Below are 18,533 nucleotides of genomic sequence, written 5' to 3'. Positions count from 1 at the left end.
GGTTCGGTCCCTGGTCCTTTGCCCGGTTCGGTCTCCGGCTCCCTTCCCGGAGCCGTCCCCGGACCCCACCGCAGTGCCCCCGTCCCCCTCCCCGCCCCCGCCCACCCCGCGTTCCGGGCGATACGCGAGCTAAGGAGCCCGCGATGAGCGACATGATCACCGCGGATCTGGTCGACCTCGACCTGTCCGCCGACACCAAGGAAGCGGCGGCGCGCGCCCTCGCCGAGCGGATGGTGGCCCGGGGCCGGGTGACCGACCTGGAGGGCTTCCTCGCCGACGTGGCCGCCCGCGAGGCGCAGATGCCGACCGGCCTAGACGGCGGTATCGGCATCCCGCACTGCCGCAGCGAGCACGTCACCGAGCCGACGCTCGCCTTCGGGCGCAGCGCGGACGGCATCGACTTCGGGGCGGCGGACGGCCCGGCCGACCTGATCTTCCTGATCGCCGCTCCGGCGGGCGCCGACGACGCCCACCTCACGATCCTGTCCGCACTGGCCCGGCAGCTGATGAACGCCGAGTTCACCGCCGCGCTGCGGTCGGTGGGCGAGGCGACGGCCGCCGCGGCGCTGATCCGCGGGGAGGAACCGAGCGGTTCCGAAGGCGGCTCGGAAGGCGGCTCGGAAGGCGCCTCGGACGGTGCATCGGATGGCGGCTCGGAAGGCGGCTCCGGAGCCGATGAGGACTCCGTGGCGGTCTCGGCGGCGGCCTCCGCCGAGGCCGCCACGGTCAGCACCGGCAAGACGGAAGAGCCCGGACCGTCCGGACCGTCCAAGCCGTCCGGACCGTCCAAGCCGTCCGAGCGCCCCTTCCGCATCGTCGCCGTCACCTCCTGCCCCACCGGTATCGCGCACACCTACATGGCGGCCGAGTCGCTGGAGAACGCGGGCCGTGAGTCGGGCGTCGAGGTGGTCGTCGAGACGCAGGGCTCGGCCGGTTTCACCCGGCTGGACCCGGCGGTGATCGAGGCGGCGGACGGCGTGATCTTCGCCCACGACGTGCCCGTACGCGACAAGGACCGCTTCGCCGGGAAGCCCACCGTCGACACCGGCGTCAAGGCGGCCATCAACCGGCCCGGCGAACTGATCGGCGAGGTTCGGGGGAAGGCGGCCCGTGGCGAGGTCACGGCGGCCGGCTCGGCCGGTGCGGCCGGTGCGACGCCCGTCGAGCGCGGTGGTGCGTCAGGCGAGGGGTACGGGACGAAGCTGCGCGTCTGGCTGATGTCCGGCGTCAGTTACATGGTCCCGTTCGTCGCCGCGGGCGGCCTGCTCATCGCCCTGGGCTTCGCCATCGGCGGCTACGAGATCAACAAGGCGCCGTCGGTGATGGACCACTTCGTGTGGTCCCAGGCGGACAGCTGGGCGGCGCTGCTGTTCCAGATCGGCGGCGTTGCGTTCGCCTTCCTGGTCCCGGTGCTGGCCGGTTACATCGCCTACGGCATGGCCGACCGGCCGGGCCTGGTCCCCGGGTTCGTCGGCGGCTCGATCGCGCTCACCATCAACGCCGGGTTCCTCGGCGGCCTGGCGGCCGGTCTGATCTCCGGCGCCGTGGTGATGGCGATCCAGCGGATACGCATTCCGGCTGCGCTGCGCGGCATCATGCCCGTGGTGGTGATCCCGCTGATCTCCTCGGCGATCGTCGGGTTCCTGATGTTCGTGGTGATCGGCAAGCCCATCGCGTCCGCGCAGAAGGCGATGACCGACTGGCTGAGCGACCTGTCCGGTGCCAACGCGGTCCTGCTCGGTGCCCTGCTCGGCCTGATGATGTGCTTCGACCTCGGCGGCCCCGTCAACAAGGTCGCGTACGCCTTCGCCACCGCCGGCATCGCGGTCTCCGACCCCAGCGACTCGGCGATGAAGATCATGGCTGCGGTCATGGCCGCCGGCATGGTCCCGCCGCTGGCGATGGCCCTGGCGACGACCGTGCGGAGCAGGCTCTTCAACGCCGCCGAGCGCGAGAACGGCAAGGCGGCCTGGGTACTGGGCGCCTCCTTCATCTCCGAGGGCGCGATCCCGTTCGGCGCGGCCGACCCGCTGCGGGTCATCCCGTCCTCGATGGTGGGCGGCGCGGTCACCGGCGCCCTGTCGATGGCCTTCGGCGCCACGCTGCGCGCCCCGCACGGCGGCGTCTTCGTGGTCCCGCTGATCGGCAACCCGCTGCTCTACCTGGTCGCCATCGCGGCCGGCGTCTGCGTCACCACGGCTCTGGTGATCCTCCTCAAGGGGCTGCGCAAGCCGGCGCCCGGAGAGGCGGCCCAGGGGGCCGGCGGCGCGGACCCGTCGGCCTCGGCACCGGGGGCGAAGCAGCCGGTGGCCGCGTAAGGAACCGCCTTCGTCGACGGCCCGCCGCAGACGTTCGTACCGTCCTCCCGGCAGTCCCTCTGACTTGTCCCTCTGGCCGTCCTCCCGGGAAGCGGCTAGGAGACCTGTGCCGCGCGCCGCTCCATCGCGCGGCGGGCGGTGTCCTCACTCTCGTACACCTCGCACATGTGCCGCCCGTCCGGTGTGGCCGTGTGCTCGACCTCCCAGAGGGAGACCTCCGCGCCGTCACGCAGCAGGAACGCGTGCTCGTAGAGCGAGAAGCCGATCCGGGCGCGGCCCGCGGGGCCGGGGCCGCCGAAGGCCTGGGTGATCTGGTGCGCGGACGCCGTCGTCAGCAGGGCGGCGAGGTCGGCGCCGGGCCGGTCCGGGTTCTCCGCGCGGCGCAGCAGCCGGCGGGCGTGGTCCGCCGACGCGTCGGGGACGTAGGCGTGCCGCGGTGCGGGGACCGGGGACAGCTGCACCTGCACGGGCAGTTCGAAGTCGGGGGTGTCCGGCGGCAGGGCCAGCCGGGCGGTGGCGGTGCGCAGCTCCTCCTCGTCGACGTACACCTCGTGCTGCGGTTCACTGCCCGGGGCGGTGTTGTGGACGAGCTCCCAGAGCGTGAGCGCCGATCCGTCGGCGAGCAGCCAGGTGTGCCGGTACGTCTCGCGGTGCAGCCCCGCGCTGTGGTGCGCGGAGTGCAGGGAACCGTCGTGCGCCAGCGCGCAGTCCAGTCGTCGTATCGTCTCGTCGGGCAGCTCGAACGAGTTCAGTGCGCGACCGAGCAGTCGCATGAGGTGCTCCTCCGGAGACTCGGGCGACTCGGGTGGTTCGTACGCTGCCGTCTCGTACGGAACGCTCAAGGTTTCTCCCGGCGTTGCTGCATGTCACCTTGTGGGTGCATACCGTAGCCCCTCGGTCGGACATCATGTCCGGGAACCGAGAAAACGTACGCACGAAAAACGCGCGGGCCGCGCGAAAAGTTCCCGCGCGACCCGACGAACCGTCAAAAACCGCTGCTCAGCAGGATGGCCGGACGCTCAGACGGCGCTCCCGGCGACCCACTCGCTCCACGCCATGTTCCAGCCGTTGAGCCCGTTGTCCGGCGCGATCGTGCCGTCCGGGGAGTTCTTGACGACCACGAGGTCCCCGACGAGCGAGTTCTCGTAGAACCACTTGCCGTCGGTGGCGCCCTGCCCGCCCTGGACGTCCCGCAGCCCGACGCAACCGTGACTGGTGCCCTGCGCACCGAAGGGCGGATTGCCCTTGTTGTACCAGTAGTTGCCGTGGATGAAGGTGCCGGACCGGCTCAGCCGCATCGCGTGCGGCACGTCCGGGATGTCGTACTCGCCGCCGAACCCGACCGTCGAGCCGTCCATGTGGGTCTCCAGGGACTTCTCCGAGATCACCATCTGCCCGTTGTACGTCGGGTTCTCGGCGCTGCCCGCCGAGATGGGGACCGACTTGAGCGTCTTGCCGTCGCGCACGACCGTCATGGTCTGGGTGTTCGCGTCCACCGTGGAGACCTGGGCGCGGCCCACGGTGAAGGTGACGGTCTTCTTCTGCACGCCGTGGATGCCGTTCGCGCCCTCCACCCCGTCCAGGTCGATCTTCATGGTGACCTTCGAGCCGGCCTTCCAGTACTCCTCGGGCCGGAAGTCGAGCCGCTGGTCGCCGAACCAGTGCCCGACCACCTTCTGCCCGCTGTTGGAGGTGACCGAGATGTGCGACTGCACGGTCTTCTTGTCGCTGATCGCCTTGTCGAACGTGAACGACACCGGCATCCCCACCCCCACCGTGGTGCCGCCGTCCGGGGTGTAGGTGCCGATGAAGCTGTTGGCCGCGGAGACCGTGGTGAACACCGAGTCGGCGGCGGACGTGCGTCCGTCGGCGTCCTGGGCGGTCGCGTGGATCCGGTACTTGGTGCCCCGCTCCAGCTGCTCCTTCGGCTTCCAGCTGCCGCCGTCGGCGGAGACCGCGCCCGGTACGGCCGCGCCCGTCTCCGCCACGGTCATCTTCACGTCGGTCAGCCGGCCGTCGCTGACCTTCACACCGGTCGTGTTGATCGAGGCGCTCGTCGATCCGTCCTTCGCCGAGATCACGACCTTCGCGACCGAGGTTTTGACGGAGCCCGTGTCGCCGCCCTTGACGTCCTTCTCGGCGTCGGCGCTGGCGCTTCCGCCGCAGGCGGTGAGGGTGAGGGTGCCGACCACCAGGGCGGCACAGGCCCCCAGTACGCGCCGCTTGGATATGTTCGGCGTTGTCACGGGCTGCTCCAGGTTCAGGTGTTGTGCGGTGTTCGCTTCAGACCTGTAGAGGCGGTCGACGGCCGACGGGGTTCCCATCGGCGGCCCGGAACGCCGACACGTGACAGAACCAGGACAATCACCTGCTCACGGCTCCCACTTCCTCGAGACGCTCGCCTGCTCGGAATCTTCATCCGCTCAGACCCTGAGCCCTGAGCCCTGAGCCCTGAGCCCTGAGCCCCGAGGCCCGAGGCCCGAGGTCTGAGTCCGAGGCCCGAGGCCCGGTCAGCCGGCCCCGGACGGCCGTCCGTACAGCTCCTCGTACGTCGGCCACGCCCCGCCCGGCCCGTCCACCGGCCCGGCGGCCCGGACGGCGCGCACGATCGCGCGCGTCACCACGTCAGCGCCGGCCGCCAGCACCTCGTTCAGCGCGAGCGGCTGGTCCGCGTCGAGCGCGCGCTCCCCGGTCGCCAGGGTGAACACCGTGTCCCCGTCGCTGAGCAGGTGCACCGGCCGTACCGCCCGCGCGATGCCGTCGTGCGCCGTGCCGGCCAGCTTCTGCGCCTGCGCCTTGGACAGGTCCGCGTCCGTGGCGACCACGGCGAGCGTGGTGTTCAGCGGTGGCGGCGCGTTCCTCGCCGCGACCTCGGCGAGACGCCGCCCCGCGGCCTCGTGGACCCCCGGCGCCGGGTACTCCACCCGCCCGCCCCGGAACAACTCCCCGTACAGCACCCCCGTTTCCGGGTCCATCACCGACCCCGCCGCGTTGGCCACCACCAGCGCCGCCACCGTGACGCCCGAGTCCAGCACGGTGCTCGCGGTGCCGACCCCGCCCTTCAGGGTGCCGACCACGGCTCCCGTACCCGCCCCGACGCACCCCTCGGCCACCTCCGCGCCCGGCGCGCTCGCGTGGGCCGCCTCGGCCGCCGCCCGTCCGGTGGCCGCGTCCGGCCTGGCCCGGAAGTCGCCCCCGCGCCCCAGGTCGAAGACGCAGGCCGCGGGCACCACCGGCACCACGTGCGCGGGGTCCGGGCCGACGCGCACCCCGCGCCCCCGCTCCTCCAGCCAGGCCATCACCCCCGAGGCCGCGTCGAGCCCGTACGCGCTGCCGCCGGTCAGCACCACCGCCTGGACCTTCTGCACCAGGTTGCGCGGATCGAGCGCGTCGGTCTCCTTGGTGCCGGGGCCACCGCCCCGCACGTCCACGGCGGCGACCGCCCCGCCCTCCGGCGCCAGCACCACCGTCGTGCCCGTGAGCCACCCGTCGCCGGTGCGCGTCGCGTGCCCCACCAGGAGTCCGGCCACGTCCGTCAATGCGTCAACTGTCATGCCGCCAGTCTCGTCCAGGCACCGGCGCCTTCGACGGCGGCAAGCAGGGGCGCGGGGTCAGGTCGGGCGCGCTCCGGCGAGCTCCGGCATGTGGTCGGCGTCAGCCCGGAGGCCACGGCCGGCTGACAGCGCGTACCACCACGAGCACCGTCAGGTCACCGAGGGCGGTGGGTCCGGTGGCCCGGCACCGGGGGCCCGGCACCGGGGGCCCGGCACCGGGGGTGAGCCGGGCAGGAGGGCCGCCGCCCAGGGGGCGGGCCGTACCCTGGAACCATGAGCACCGCGCCCGAACCCGAGCCCCGCGTACCCAGGCCCGCGCTGGTCTTCGACGACCCCCTGGACCAGCAGACCTCGGACGACACCGACCGCGGCTGGGGCGAGCGGCCCGAGGGCGACGGCGCGGCCGACCTGAAGCGCTTCCTCGACGAGAAGCCGCCCCACCACCTGTGAGCCGCGCGGGCACCCGCCCGCCACCGAGCCGCTGCCGCTGCCGCCGAGCGGCCGACGGACGGTCCCGCGAACGGTCCTACGGGCGGTCCTACGGGCGGTCGTGGCCCGAACCGCGCTGCGCGACCAGCGCGTCCCGGATCTCCTTGAGCACCTCCAGCTCGGAGACCTCGACGATCTCCTGCGTGCTCTCCTTCGCCTTGCGGCGGGCCTCCTGCCGGGCCAGGTACTTCGCCATGGGCAGGACCATCAGGAAGTAGACGACGGCCGCGGTGATCAGGAACGTGAGGGTGGCTCCCAGCACCGAGCCCCAGAGGATGCGCACGCCCGTCGCACCGTCGCCGGTACCGGTGCACGGGCCCTTGAGGCAGGAGCTGTAGCTGTCCAGGCTCTTGGTGCCGAACGCTCCGATCAGGGGGTTGATGACACCCTTCACCACCGAGTTGACGATGTTGGTGAAGGCGGCGCCGATGACCACCGCCACCGCCAGGTCGATGACGTTTCCGCGCATCAGGAAGGCCTTGAAGCCCTGCCAGACGCTCGGCTCGTTCTTCTCGCTCACCTCGGGGGCTCTCCTCGTCTGCACGGGTCTCGCACGAACAGGGTGTGGAACAAAACGCTCCGCAACCTACGTCAGCGCTGGGCCGTCCTGTCCAATCGGACCCCTCGATCGAGCGACTTGACGCCGGCCGGCGCATGAGGGCGGTACTCAGCACAGTGTCACCGCCAGCCGCGCCGTGGCACCCGCGCCGGCCAGCCGGTGCGCGGTGGCGCGCGGCACGGAGACCACGACCAGCGCCCCGTCCGCGGTGGTCCCGTCCACCGGCTCCGGTACCTTCGTCACCCGCACTCCGCGCGCGATCACGGAGGCGTCGCCCGTGCCGCCGTCCCCGGCCGCGACGATGTCGACCCGGTCGCCGGGGCTGAGCAGCCGCACCGTGGCCGCGTCGGCGATCCGCACCGGCGCCGCCACCGGCCGTGTGCTCGTGCCGTGCCGCTCGCGTACCGGCTCGGTCGCCGGATGACCGCGGGTCTGCCGGGTGTCCGAGGCGCCGGCTCCCGGTTGCGGGCCCGCCGCCACCAGCGCCGCCGCGGTGACGGCGAGCCCGGCGGCCACGGCGCGCCGCCGGTGGCGTACGAGCCGGTGGAGCTGCCGGTGCGCGCCGCGCACCCGCACCGGGGCGAAGTGCGGTACCTCGCACGCGGGCGGTGCTTCGGTGCCGGGCGGAAGCGGGGAGGGAACGGCGGAACGGGACAAGGTGACCACCACCTGTGACGAGGAGACGAGGGATCGGCCTGCGCTCCCACGATGAGGCTTCTCGCCGTCGCCCGCCGGGGCCCGTGCACCACCGGCCGGTTGTGGAAAACCCACCCACCCGAACGAGAGGTTCCGGCACACCCGCCCCCGCCCGCCGGCCCGCAGCACCGCCCGCCGGCCCGCAGCCTCATCCGCCGGCCCGCCCGCCGTCCCACCCGTCGGCCTTACGGCAGTGCGATCCCCGGGTCCATCCCGCCCAGCGCCGCCCCGCACGGGCAGCCCCGTCCCCCGGCCGCCGGCAGCGCCGCCACCGCGTCGAACAGGACGCCCCGCAGCCGGTCCACGTTCGCCGCGAACACCCGCAGGACCTCCTCGTGCGAGACGCCCTCGCCGCTCTCCGCGCCGGCGTCGAGGTCGGTGACGAGAGTCAGCGAGGTGTAGCAGAGCTCCAGTTCACGGGCGAGCGCCGCCTCCGGGTGGCCGGTCATGCCCACCACCGACCAGCCCTGCGCCCGGTGCCACAAGGACTCCGCGCGGGTCCCGAAACGCGGCCCCTCGACCACGACCAGGGTGCCGCCGTCCACCGGCTCCCAGTCGCGGCCCCGGGCCGCCTTCAGCGCGGCGGCCCGTCCGGTGGGGCAGTACGGGTCGGCCAGCGACACGTGCACCACGTTGGGCACCGTGCCGTCGGGCATCGGCATCCCGTCGAAGTACGTCGACGGCCGGGACTTCGTACGGTCGACGAACTGGTCCGGCACCAGCAGGGTGCCCGGCCCGTACTCGGGGCGCAGCCCGCCGACCGCGCACGGGCCGAGGACCTGGCGTACGCCGACCGAGCGCAGCGCCCACAGGTTGGCCCGGTAGTTGATCCGGTGCGGCGGCAGATGGTGGCCGCGTCCGTGCCGGGGGAGGAAGGCGACCCGCCGGCCGGCGACCTCGCCGAGGAACAGGGAGTCGCTGGGCGGCCCGTACGGGGTGTCCACCTGGACCTCGGTCACGTCGTCGAGGAACGAGTAGAAACCGGAGCCGCCGATCACACCGATCTCGGCATTCGCCTTGTTCGCCATGCCCGCACCCTAGTCGCCCCGCCAAACACCGAGGACCCCGTCGTCGGACGACGACAGGGTCCTGTGACAAGCCTTACGTGGCCGCGGCCACGAAGCCTTACGGGGCCGGCGGGCCCTACGCGGCGGTGGTGCTCGACGCGGTGCTGCCGGAGCTCGACGACGAAGACGACGAACCCGAACCCGAGTCCGAGGACGACGAAGAGGAAGAAGACGTCGAGGAGGAGGTCGACGAGGAGGACGAGGACGCCGACTTCGCCGGTGAGCTGCTGGACGAGCTGCCGCGGCTGTCGTTGCGGTAGAAGCCGGAGCCCTTGAAGACGATGCCGACCGCAGAGAACACCTTCTTCAGGCGGCCCTGGCAGCTCGGGCACTCCGTGAGTGCGTCGTCGGTGAACTTCTGCACCGCCTCGAGGCCCTCGCCGCATTCGGTGCACTGGTACTGGTACGTCGGCACTGTCTTCCTCCTGGCACTCTCACTCGATGAGTGCTAACGACGGTCCATAGTGACGCATTCCCCGGGATCAGTCCACTGCGGCGTGCTCGCGGTGACCGACGCCACGTGCGACCGTACGCCCCTGGGGGTGGGGTACCAGGCGCGAGCGCAGTGCCACCAGTGTCGCCAGGGCGAGCACCGTGCCGCCCATCGGCACCAGGAACCCGGCGCCGTCCCAGAGCCGGTCCTCCAGCTGTCCGGAGACGGTCACGGCCGCCGCCTGGCCGAGTGCCACGGAGCCGGTCAGCCAGGTGAAGGCCTCGGTGCGGGCGCCGGCCGGGACGAGGTCCTCGACCAGTGTGTAGCCGGTGACGATGGCGGGCGCGATGCACATGCCGACGAGCAGGCCGAGGCCCGCCAGTACGACCACCGAGTGCGCGGCCCACAGGCCGGACGCGGTCAGCGCGAGGGCGGCGTAGCCGACCAGGAGGCGCCGCTGCGGGGCCACCTTCCAGGCGATGGCACCGCAGGCCAGGCCGGAGAGCATGTTGCCCGCGGCGAAGATGCCGTACAGGACGCCGTTCAGCCCCGGCTCGCCGATCGACTCGGTGAACGCGGCCAGCGAGACCTGCATGCCGCCGAAGACGGAACCGATGCCCAGGAAGACCACGATCAGGACCCGCACCCCGGGGACGCGCAGCGCCGGAACGTGCTCCACGCGCGCGTGGCCGTCGTCGGTGCGACCGACCGCCGGCTGGGTGCTCTTCTGCGCGGCGAACAGCAGACCGCCCACCAGGGTGAGCGCCGCCTCCGTGACCAGGCCCGCGGCCGGGTCCACGGCCGTGCACAGGGCGGTCGCCACCAGCGGCCCGAGGACGAAGGTCAGCTCGTCCGTGACGGACTCGAAGGCGGCCGCCGTGGTCAGCAGCGGGGAGTCCTTGAGCTTCACGCCCCAGCGGGCCCGCACCATGGGCCCCACCTGCGGCACCGAGGCGCCGGTGGGCACGGCCGCCGCGAACAGCGCCCACAGGGGTGCGTCCGCGAGGGCGAGGACGGTCAGGGTCAGACCGGACGCCGTGTGGACGAGCACGCCGGGGAGCAGGACGGCGCGCTGCCCGTAGCGGTCGGCGAGCCGGCCGCTGTAGGGGGCGAAAAGGGCCATGGCGACGCCGGTGACGGCCGCGACGGCGCCCGCGACGCCGTAGGAGCCGGTGGTGTGCTGCACGAGCAGCACGATGGAGAGCGTCAGCATGGCGAACGGCTGGCGTGCGGCGAAGCCGGGGAGCAGGAACGTCCAGGCACCGCGGGTGCGCAGCAGCTGTCCGTATCCGGGGCGGGCGGAGTCGGGTGCGGTGTGCCGCTTCCCCTCCGGCGACTTCTTCGACGGGGTGACCGTGGATGCCACGGCCCGTGCCTTTCTGCCGCCTGGTAGCGCGGTCCGCCGTACGGCTGTCGCCGTGCGGGAGCGCCGAGAGCTGTCCTCTTGCGCGGACTGCGGTAGATGCCGGGGCCCGGTCGGGGAGGGGGCGTGCCGGCCGCCATACGGTCGCGCCAGCTCTGCGTCAGGCAGAGTTGGTTCGATCAGGTGCCGCGTTCATCGTACAGGGATCAAGACGGGCGCAACCTGTGAAAGCGCGCACCTTCGCGCACCCCACGCCCACCCCACGCGCGGTCACCGGGGTCACCCGCGATGCCCGCCCGCGTTGCCCGTATCGCCCGTGCCCAGCCAGCCGGCCAGCTTGCCGCCGTGGCCGACCGCGCGCAGCCGCGCCTCGGCGGCGTCCCGGACGGGGTCGGTGGCGACCACGAGGAGTTCGTCCCCGCGCCGCAGCCCCGTCGTCGGCAGCGGAACGAACGACGTCCCGTCGCGGACGATCAGCGTGACGGCGGCCCCGGTCGGCAGCCGCAGCTCGCTGACCTCGACGCCGTGCATCTTCGAGCCCTCGGGAACCGTCACGGACAGCAGGTGTCCGCGCAGCCGCTCCAGGGGCGCCGACTCGATGCCGAGGTCGGCGGCCTCGTCGCCCTTGCCCAGGCGCAGCCTGCGGGCCAGCCAGGGCAGTGTCGGGCCCTGGATCAGGGTGTAGACGACGACCAGGACGAAGACGATGTTGAAGATCCGGCGGCTGCCCGCGACGCCCTCCACCATGGGGATCGTCGCCAGGATGATGGGCACCGCGCCGCGCAGCCCGGCCCAGGACATGAGGGTCTGCTCCTGCCACGGCACCCGGAAGGGCACCAGGCACAGCACGACGCTCAGCGGACGCGCGACCATGGTGAGCACCAGGCCGATGACCAGGGCGGGCAGGATGTCGTCGCCCAGTTCGTGCGGGGTGACCAGCAGGCCGAGCAGGACGAACATGCCGATCTGGGCGAGCCAGCCGAGCCCGTCGGCGAACCCGCGGGTGGCGGGCCAGTGCGGCAGCCGGGCGTTGCCCATGACCATCGAGGCGAGGTAGACGGCGAGGAAGCCGCTGCCGTGGACCATGGCACCGGCCGCGTAGGCCGCGACGGCGATCGACATGACGGCGATGGGGTAGAGGCCGGAGGCGGGCAGGGCCACGTGCCGCAGTCCCCACGACCCCAGCCAGCCGACCGCGATTCCGATGGCCGCGCCGATGGCCAGTTCCAGGGCGATCTCGCCGAGCAGCACGTACCAGTGCTCGATCGGGCCGGCCGTGGAGAAGGCGACCACGAGGATGACCACCGGAGCGTCGTTGAAGCCCGACTCGGCCTCCAGGATGCCCGTTATGCGCGAGGGCAGCGGGATCCTGCGCAGCACCGAGAAGACGGCCGCCGCGTCCGTGGAGGAGACCACCGCTCCGACGATCAGTGCCTGCCGCCACTCCAGCCCGGTCAGGTAGTGCGCGCCCGCCGCGGTCACGCCGACGCTCACCGCGACTCCGGCCAGTGCCAGCGCGGAGGCGGCCGGCAGGGCTGGTTTCGCTTCCTTCCACTTCGTTCCGAGACCGCCTTCGGCCAGGATCACGACCAGGGCCGCGTACCCGATGACCTGGACCAGTTCGGCGTTGTCGAAGTGGATGTCGCCGATGCCGTCCTGGCCCATGGCGACGCCGATGGCCAGGTAGACGAGCAGGCTGGGGAGCCCGCTGCGCGAGGAGATCCGGACCGCCGCCACGGCGATGAGCAGGACGAGCGAGCAGACGAGCAGGAGCTGGTTGAGGTGGTGGACAGTCAGCGGCCGTTCCCTTCCCTGGCGCACGGCACGGATCACCGCACGGGTCACCGCACGGACCACGGTGCGGACGAACCCGTTCGCACGGCGCACGGGAGCGCACCCCCATGGCACACCGGACCGCAGTGCTCTGCGGACAACTACTTCGTTACCTTACCTAACTCTTGACGCTTTCTTGACGCTCTCCTTGGCAAGATCGAACGCTCGTGCGCGCCGCTACCCGACTCCGCGTCAAGGGGGAGTGGGCCCTGCGCCTACAGTTGCTCCAGCGTTCAGTACAAAGCACAGCCCGCCCCTGCCGCTCGTGTTAGGACAGCAAGGACAGCGATGCCCCCCACCAACACCGCCTCTACGGGTCAGCAGCCCGGCAAGTCCGGCAGGAAGAAGGGGCGCAAAGCGCGCCTGCTCGTCCTCGTGCTGGTCCTGGCCGTCATCGGCGGCCTCGTCTACGGGGCGTACTGGTCCATCAGCACCGTCCGGGCGTCCTTTCCGCAGACCAAGGGCTCCATCACGCTGGAGGGCCTGTCGGGGCCGGTCGACGTCAAGCGCGACGGCTACGGCATCCCGCAGATCTACGCCTCCACCGACGAGGACCTGTTCATGGCGCAGGGATTCGTCCAGGCGCAGGACCGGTTCTACGAGATGGACGTACGCCGGCACATGACCTCGGGCCGCCTGTCGGAGATGTTCGGCAAGGGCCAGGTCGACAACGACGAGTTCCTGCGCACCATGGGCTGGCACCGGGTGGCGCAGAAGGAGTACGACGAGAAGCTGTCGGACTCCACGAAGAAGTACCTCCAGGCCTACGCCAAGGGAGTCAACGCCTACCTCCAGGGCAAGGAGGGCAAGGACATCTCCCTGGAGTACGCCGCCCTCGGGTTCACCAACGACTACAAGCCGCAGGAGTGGACCCCGGTCGACTCGGTCGCCTGGCTGAAGGCGATGGCCTGGGACCTGCGCGGCAACATGCAGGACGAGGTCGACCGCGCCCTGATGACCAGCCGCCTCGGCCCCAAGCAGATCGCCGACCTGTACCCGGCGTACCCGTACGACCGGAACAAGGCGATCGTCCAGGAGGGCCAGTACGACGAGGTCACCGAGACGTTCGACGGCGGCGGCACGTCCGGCGACGACTCCTCGTCCGGATCCGGCACGGGCAGTGACACCGGCACGGGGACCGGCACCGGTTCCGGCACGGGGTCCGGTTCCGGTTCCGGTACGGGTTCCGGTTCCGGCAACGCCCTGCAGAGCCAGATGGCGAGCCTCCAGGACGCCCTGGACGACCTGCCCACCGCCGTCGGCGTGAACGGCAACGGCATCGGCTCCAACTCCTGGGTCGTCTCCGGCGAGCACACCATCACCGGCAAGCCGCTGCTGGCCAACGACCCGCACCTGTCGCCGTCCCTGCCGTCGGTCTGGTACCAGATGGGCCTGCACTGCCGCACCGTCTCCGCGAAGTGCCAGTACGACGTCGCCGGTTACACCTTCGCGGGCATGCCCGGCGTGATAATCGGCCACAACCAGGAGATCGCCTGGGGCCTGACCAACTCCGGCGCCGACGTCACCGACCTCTACCTGGAGAAGATCACCGGCGCGGGCTACCAGTACGACGGCAAGGTGGTCCCCTTCAAGACGCGCGAGGAGACCATCAAGGTCGCCGGCGGCGACTCGAAGAAGATCGTCGTCCGGGAGACCAACAACGGGCCCCTGCTCTCCGACCGCGACGACGAGCTGGTGAAGACCGGCAAGAAGGCCACCGTCGACACCGCCGCCCCCGACCGCGGCGACGGCTACGGCGTCGCGCTGCGCTGGACCGCGCTGGAGGCGGGCACCACCATGGACGCCGTCTTCGCGATGGACCGGGCGAAGAACTGGGACGAGTTCCGCGAGGCCGCCGCCCTCTTCGACGTGCCCTCGCAGAACCTGGTCTACGCCGACAGCGAGCACATCGGCTACACGCTGCCCGGCAGGGTCCCGGTGCGCGCCGAGGGCCACGACGGCTCGGTGCCGGCGCCGGGCTGGGACTCCGACTACCGCTGGAGCGGCGAGTACATCGACCCGGACGAGCTGCCGTACGAGTACGACCCGGAGCGCGGGTACATCGTGACCGCCAACCAGGCCGTCATCGACGAGGACGACTACCCGTACACGCTGACCACGGACTGGGGCTACGGCACCCGCAGCCAGCGGATCACCTCCCTGATCGAGCAGAAGATCAAGGACGGCGGGAAGATCTCCACGGACGACATGCGCCAGATGCAGCTGGACAACAGCAGCGAGATGGCCAAGCTGCTCGTGCCCCAGCTGCTGAAGATCGACGTCGAGGACAAGGACGTCCGCGAGGCGCAGAAGCTGCTGGAGGGCTGGGACTACACCCAGGACGCCGACTCGGCGGCCGCCGCCTACTTCAACGCCGTCTGGCGCAACGTCCTCAAGCTCGCCTTCGGCAACAAGCTGCCCAAGGAGCTGCGGGTCGAGGGACAGTGCCTGTGGGTCGACCCGGTCAACACCACCGGCCCCGCGGACGAGACGAACAAGGTCCGCGAGTGCGGCCAGCGCGACGCCGGCCAGGCGCAGCCGGACGGCGGCGACCGCTGGTTCGAGGTCGTCCGCACCCTGATGGACGACCCCAAGAGCGACTGGTGGAAGACGCCCGCCTCCGGCACCCGCAAGGCCGCCGACAACCGTGACGACCTGTTCAAGCGCGCCATGGTCGACGCCCGCTGGGAGCTGACCGCCAAGCTCGGCAAGGACATCGACACCTGGAACTGGGGCCGGCTGCACCGCCTGTTCCTGAAGAACCAGACCCTGGGCACCGAGGGCCCCGGCTTCCTGAAGTACGCCCTCAACCGCGGCCCGTGGAAGCTCAGCGGCGGCGAGGCGGCGGTCAACGCGGCCGGCTGGAACGCGGCCGGCGGCTACGGGGTGGTGTGGGTGCCGTCCATGCGGATGGTGGTCAACCTCGGCGACCTCGACAAGTCGCGGTGGATCAACCTCACCGGCGCCTCCGGCCACGCCTACAGCGCCCACTACACCGACCAGACGGACAAGTGGGCCGACGGAGAGCTGCTGCCCTGGGCCTTCTCGAAGAAGGCGGTCGACGAGAGCACGAGCGACACGCTGGTGCTGAAGCCGTAGCCGCGGCTGATCCGAACTGAGAGCGGCCCTCCACGCGCGCGTAGCGCGTAGGGGGCCGCTCTCACTTCTTCACACGCGTGTGGAGGGCCGCTTCCCACGCGCGTGTGAAGAGCCGTTTCACGTGAACCTGCGCACTCCCGACGGCGTGACCACCGCGTCCACCGGCCGGTCGTGCGGCTCTTCGGGGACGTGCGCGACGACCTCGGAGCCGTACAGCAGCACCAGCAGCGCGGGACGCGCGCCCGCCCGCTCCAGACGGGCGAGCACCCGGTCGTACGATCCGCCGCCGCGCCCCAGCCGCATGCCGCGCCCGTCGACGGCCAGGCCCGGCAGCAGCACCACGTCGGCGTCCGTCACCGCGTCCGGCCCCAGGCGCTCACCGGCGGGCTCGGACAGGGCCATCCGCCCGCCGTGCCGCACGCGCACCAGGGAGCCCTCCCCGGCGTACTCGCCCCAGTCCAGGTCGTTGTCCGGCAGCAGAGCCGGCAGCAGGACGCGCACGCCCCGCGCGCACAGCGCGTCCAGCAGCGCGAGGGTGCCCGGCTCGGCGCCCACGGAGACGTATGCCGCCACGGCGTGCGCCCGCGCGACCTCCGGCATCGCGAGCGCCCGTCCGGCCAGCGCATCCGCCGCTTCCCGCACGTCGTCCGCCGTCAACCGCTTCCTCGCCGCGAGGACCTCCCGACGCAACGTCCGCTTGTCAGGTCCGGCCGCAGGTCCGATGTGACTCAAGGGTCGCTCCCGTACCGCTCTAGTGTGCTCATATGAGCGCCGATGATCCGGGATCACAGATTCTCCCCATTGGCACCGGATATGGTGGCGCGCATGACTCAGTCCCACCCCAGGATCAGCAAGGCTGTCATCCCCGCGGCCGGGCTTGGTACCCGGTTCCTGCCGGCCACCAAAGCCACTCCCAAGGAGATGCTGCCGGTCGTCGACAAGCCGGCGATCCAGTACGTGGTCGAAGAGGCCGTGACCGCGGGCCTCGGCGACGTCCTCATGGTCACCGGGCGCAACAAGCGCCCCCTGGAGGACCACTTCGACCGCAACTACGAACTGGAGTCCGCCCTCCAGAAGAAGGGGGACGCGAGCCGGCTGGCCAAGGTCCAGGAGTCCAGCGACCTGGCCATGATCCACTACGTCCGCCAGGGCGACCCCAAGGGCCTCGGACACGCCGTGCTGTGCGCCGCGCCGCACGTCGGCGACGAGCCCTTCGCGGTCCTGCTCGGCGACGACCTGATCGATCCGCGCGACCCGCTGCTGCAGCGCATGGTCGAGGTCCAGGAGCAGTACGGCGGCAGCGTCATCGCCCTCATGGAGGTGGCGCCCGAGCAGATCCACCTCTACGGCTGCGCGGCCGTGGAGGCGACCGAGGACGGCGACGTCGTCAAGGTCGGCGGGCTCGTCGAGAAGCCCGACCCGGCCGACGCCCCCTCCAACTACGCCATCATCGGCCGCTACGTCCTCGACCCGCACATCTTCGACATACTCCGCAAGACCGAGCCGGGCCGCGGCGGCGAGATCCAGCTGACCGACGCCCTCCAGCAGCTCGCCGAGGACGAGACGGTCGGCGGTCCGGTGCACGGCGTCGTCTTCAAGGGCCGCCGCTATGACACCGGTGACCGCGGCGACTATTTGCGTGCCATCGTCCGGCTCGCGTGCGAACGTGAGGACCTGGGCCCGGACTTCCGGACCTGGCTTCGCAGTTACGTAGCCGAGGAGATGTAAGGACGTTGAGCAGCGCCGCGCACCGTGACACCGGCCACGACCACGCCGCCGCGGACCTCGGTCCCGACCGGCTGTGGTCGGTGCAGGACCACCTGGACGACATCCTCACCACCGTCCGGCCCCTGGAACCCATCGAGCTGAACCTGCTCGACGCCCAGGGCTGCGTCCTGGTCGACGACATCACGGTGCCGTTGTCCCTGCCGCCGTTCGACAACAGCTCCATGGACGGGTACGCGGTGCGGGTCGCCGATGTCGCGGGCGCGAGCGAGGAGTTCCCCGCCGTCCTCGAGGTCGTCGGAGACGTCGCCGCGGGCCGGGCCGACCCGCCGTCCGTCGGCCCGGGTCAGGCCGCCCGCATCATGACGGGCGCCCCGCTCCCGCCCGGCGCGGAGACCGTCGTCCCCGTCGAGTGGACCGACGGCGGGCTCGGCGAGGGCCCGGTGTCCGGAATGCGGGCCCGCAGCCTGGCGCCCGAGGGGGCGGAGGGCCAGGTGTACGTGTACCGCCCGGCCGGGGCACGCGCGCACGTCCGCGCGGAGGGCAGCGACGTCCGGTCGGGCGACCGCGCCCTGGCGGCCGGCACGGTCCTCGGCCCGCCGCAGATCGCCCTGCTCGCCGCGATCGGCCGGGGCAGGGTCCGCGTACGCCCGCGCCCGCGCGTGGTGGTGCTCTCCACCGGCAGCGAACTCGTCCAGCCCGACGAGGAGCTGGCGCACGGTCAGATCTACGACTCCAACAGCTTCGCCCTCACCGCCGCCGCCCGCGACGCCGGCGCCATCGCCTACCGCGTGGGCGCCGTCGCCGACGACGCCGAGACCCTGCGGTCCACGATCGAGGACCAGCTGGTCCGCGCCGACCTGATGGTCACCACCGGCGGGGTGAGCGTCGGAGCGTACGACGTGGTCAAGGAGGCGCTGGCGCACGTGGCCGACGAGGACGAGCCCGGCGGCGGCGTGGACTTCCGCAAGCTCGCCATGCAGCCCGGCAAGCCCCAGGGCTTCGGCTCCATCGGCCCCGACCACACCCCGCTCCTCGCCCTGCCCGGCAACCCGGTGTCGTCGTACGTCTCCTTCGAGCTGTTCGTCCGCCCCGCGATCCGCACCCTCATGGGCCTCACCGACGTCCACCGCCCGACGACCACCGCGTCCCTGGCCGCGGACAAGGCGCTGACCTCGCCGAAGGGGCGCCGGCAGTTCCTGCGCGGTGCGTACTCCGACGGCACGGTCACCCCGGTCGGCGGCTCCGGCTCCCACCTAGTGGCCGCCCTCGCGCAGGCCGACGCGCTGATCGTCGTCCCCGAGGACACCGAGTCCGTCGAGCCCGGCGCCCAGGTCGAGGTGGTCCTGCTCGGCTGACCCCTCCTGGTTGGCGGTACCGTGTCGCGCACAGCAGGC

The 18,533-nt window shown here is 71.9% G+C and carries 15 protein-coding genes; 5 read left to right on the top strand and 10 right to left on the bottom strand.

Going from position 1 to position 18,533, the window contains the following annotated elements; all coding sequences use genetic code 11:
* Positions 1 to 143: 143 nt before the first annotated feature.
* Entirely contained in the window at positions 144 to 2,318 is a 2,175-nt protein-coding gene (locus ACP4J0_RS00945; RefSeq protein WP_426596657.1) for a PTS fructose transporter subunit IIABC, read from the top strand.
* 95 nt (positions 2,319 to 2,413) lie between these two features.
* Here ACP4J0_RS00945 and ACP4J0_RS00940 read toward each other — a convergent pair whose 3' ends face one another.
* The 3 genes from ACP4J0_RS00940 to ACP4J0_RS00930 form a co-directional block, all read right to left on the bottom strand.
* Positions 2,414 to 3,160 carry a DUF6227 family protein gene (locus tag ACP4J0_RS00940; RefSeq protein ID WP_426596656.1) on the bottom strand — a complete coding sequence of 249 codons (747 nt, stop codon included), beginning with the start codon at positions 3,158 to 3,160 and terminating at the stop codon, positions 2,414 to 2,416.
* A 177-nt stretch (positions 3,161 to 3,337) separates the two neighbouring features.
* Positions 3,338 to 4,564, bottom strand: coding sequence for a L,D-transpeptidase (locus ACP4J0_RS00935; protein ID WP_426596655.1), 1,227 nt, complete (start codon positions 4,562 to 4,564; stop codon positions 3,338 to 3,340).
* 264 nt (positions 4,565 to 4,828) lie between these two features.
* The gene (locus ACP4J0_RS00930) at positions 4,829 to 5,872 is read right to left on the bottom strand and encodes a P1 family peptidase (RefSeq protein WP_426596654.1); all 1,044 of its coding nucleotides are present in this window, start codon (positions 5,870 to 5,872) and stop codon (positions 4,829 to 4,831) included.
* 273 nt (positions 5,873 to 6,145) lie between these two features.
* Here ACP4J0_RS00930 and ACP4J0_RS00925 point away from each other — a divergent pair, with 273 nt between their 5' ends.
* The gene (locus ACP4J0_RS00925; RefSeq protein WP_426596653.1) at positions 6,146 to 6,322 is read left to right on the top strand and encodes a hypothetical protein; all 177 of its coding nucleotides are present in this window, start codon (positions 6,146 to 6,148) and stop codon (positions 6,320 to 6,322) included.
* 88 nt (positions 6,323 to 6,410) lie between these two features.
* On the opposite strand, the gene mscL is transcribed toward ACP4J0_RS00925, so the two are convergent.
* From mscL to ACP4J0_RS00895, 6 genes are all read right to left on the bottom strand, one after another.
* Positions 6,411 to 6,881, bottom strand: coding sequence for a large conductance mechanosensitive channel protein MscL (gene mscL, locus ACP4J0_RS00920; RefSeq protein WP_426596652.1), 471 nt, complete (start codon positions 6,879 to 6,881; stop codon positions 6,411 to 6,413).
* A gap of 147 nt (positions 6,882 to 7,028) precedes the next feature.
* The gene (locus tag ACP4J0_RS00915) at positions 7,029 to 7,577 is read right to left on the bottom strand and encodes a hypothetical protein (RefSeq protein ID WP_426596651.1); all 549 of its coding nucleotides are present in this window, start codon (positions 7,575 to 7,577) and stop codon (positions 7,029 to 7,031) included.
* A 224-nt stretch (positions 7,578 to 7,801) separates the two neighbouring features.
* The gene (locus ACP4J0_RS00910) at positions 7,802 to 8,644 is read right to left on the bottom strand and encodes an S-methyl-5'-thioadenosine phosphorylase (protein ID WP_426596650.1); all 843 of its coding nucleotides are present in this window, start codon (positions 8,642 to 8,644) and stop codon (positions 7,802 to 7,804) included.
* A gap of 115 nt (positions 8,645 to 8,759) precedes the next feature.
* Entirely contained in the window at positions 8,760 to 9,098 is a 339-nt protein-coding gene (locus ACP4J0_RS00905; protein WP_426596649.1) for an FmdB family zinc ribbon protein, read from the bottom strand.
* Between the two features lie 67 nt (positions 9,099 to 9,165).
* Positions 9,166 to 10,482, bottom strand: a complete 1,317-nt coding sequence (locus tag ACP4J0_RS00900) for an MFS transporter (RefSeq protein WP_426596648.1) — start codon at positions 10,480 to 10,482, stop codon at positions 9,166 to 9,168.
* A 276-nt stretch (positions 10,483 to 10,758) separates the two neighbouring features.
* Complete coding sequence (locus ACP4J0_RS00895) at positions 10,759 to 12,312, bottom strand: potassium/proton antiporter (protein ID WP_426596905.1); 1,554 nt, start codon at positions 12,310 to 12,312, stop codon at positions 10,759 to 10,761.
* Positions 12,313 to 12,600: 288 nt separating this feature from the next.
* Between ACP4J0_RS00895 and ACP4J0_RS00890 the strand changes: the two genes are divergently transcribed.
* Entirely contained in the window at positions 12,601 to 15,411 is a 2,811-nt protein-coding gene (locus ACP4J0_RS00890; RefSeq protein WP_426596647.1) for a penicillin acylase family protein, read from the top strand.
* Positions 15,412 to 15,528: 117 nt separating this feature from the next.
* On the opposite strand, the gene ACP4J0_RS00885 is transcribed toward ACP4J0_RS00890, so the two are convergent.
* The gene (locus tag ACP4J0_RS00885) at positions 15,529 to 16,143 is read right to left on the bottom strand and encodes a 5-formyltetrahydrofolate cyclo-ligase (RefSeq protein ID WP_426596646.1); all 615 of its coding nucleotides are present in this window, start codon (positions 16,141 to 16,143) and stop codon (positions 15,529 to 15,531) included.
* Between the two features lie 93 nt (positions 16,144 to 16,236).
* Between ACP4J0_RS00885 and galU the strand changes: the two genes are divergently transcribed.
* On the top strand, positions 16,237 to 17,139 hold the full coding sequence (gene galU / locus ACP4J0_RS00880; protein ID WP_398133575.1) for a UTP--glucose-1-phosphate uridylyltransferase GalU: 903 nt from the start codon (positions 16,237 to 16,239) through the stop codon (positions 17,137 to 17,139).
* 5 nt (positions 17,140 to 17,144) lie between these two features.
* Entirely contained in the window at positions 17,145 to 18,494 is a 1,350-nt protein-coding gene (gene glp, locus ACP4J0_RS00875; protein ID WP_426596645.1) for a gephyrin-like molybdotransferase Glp, read from the top strand.
* The last annotated feature ends 39 nt before the right edge of the window (positions 18,495 to 18,533 follow it).

The sequence above is a fragment of the Streptomyces sp. WG7 genome, assembly GCF_049975785.1.
Taxonomy (GTDB): domain Bacteria; phylum Actinomycetota; class Actinomycetes; order Streptomycetales; family Streptomycetaceae; genus Streptomyces.
Note: the sequence above shows the minus strand (reverse complement) of the source record. Positions and strands in the feature narration are given on the sequence as shown.

What these genes read in the sequence shown, in the direction of transcription:
- ACP4J0_RS00945 (WP_426596657.1), top strand. Translation starts at nt 144, where the DNA reads ATGAGCGACATGATCACCGCGGATCTGGTCGACCTCGACCTGTCCGCC.
- ACP4J0_RS00930 (WP_426596654.1), bottom strand. Translation starts at nt 5,872, where the DNA reads ATGACAGTTGACGCATTGACGGACGTGGCCGGACTCCTGGTGGGGCAC.
- ACP4J0_RS00925 (WP_426596653.1), top strand. Translation starts at nt 6,146, where the DNA reads ATGAGCACCGCGCCCGAACCCGAGCCCCGCGTACCCAGGCCCGCGCTG.
- ACP4J0_RS00910 (WP_426596650.1), bottom strand. Translation starts at nt 8,644, where the DNA reads ATGGCGAACAAGGCGAATGCCGAGATCGGTGTGATCGGCGGCTCCGGT.
- ACP4J0_RS00890 (WP_426596647.1), top strand. Translation starts at nt 12,601, where the DNA reads ATGCCCCCCACCAACACCGCCTCTACGGGTCAGCAGCCCGGCAAGTCC.
- galU (WP_398133575.1), top strand. Translation starts at nt 16,237, where the DNA reads ATGACTCAGTCCCACCCCAGGATCAGCAAGGCTGTCATCCCCGCGGCC.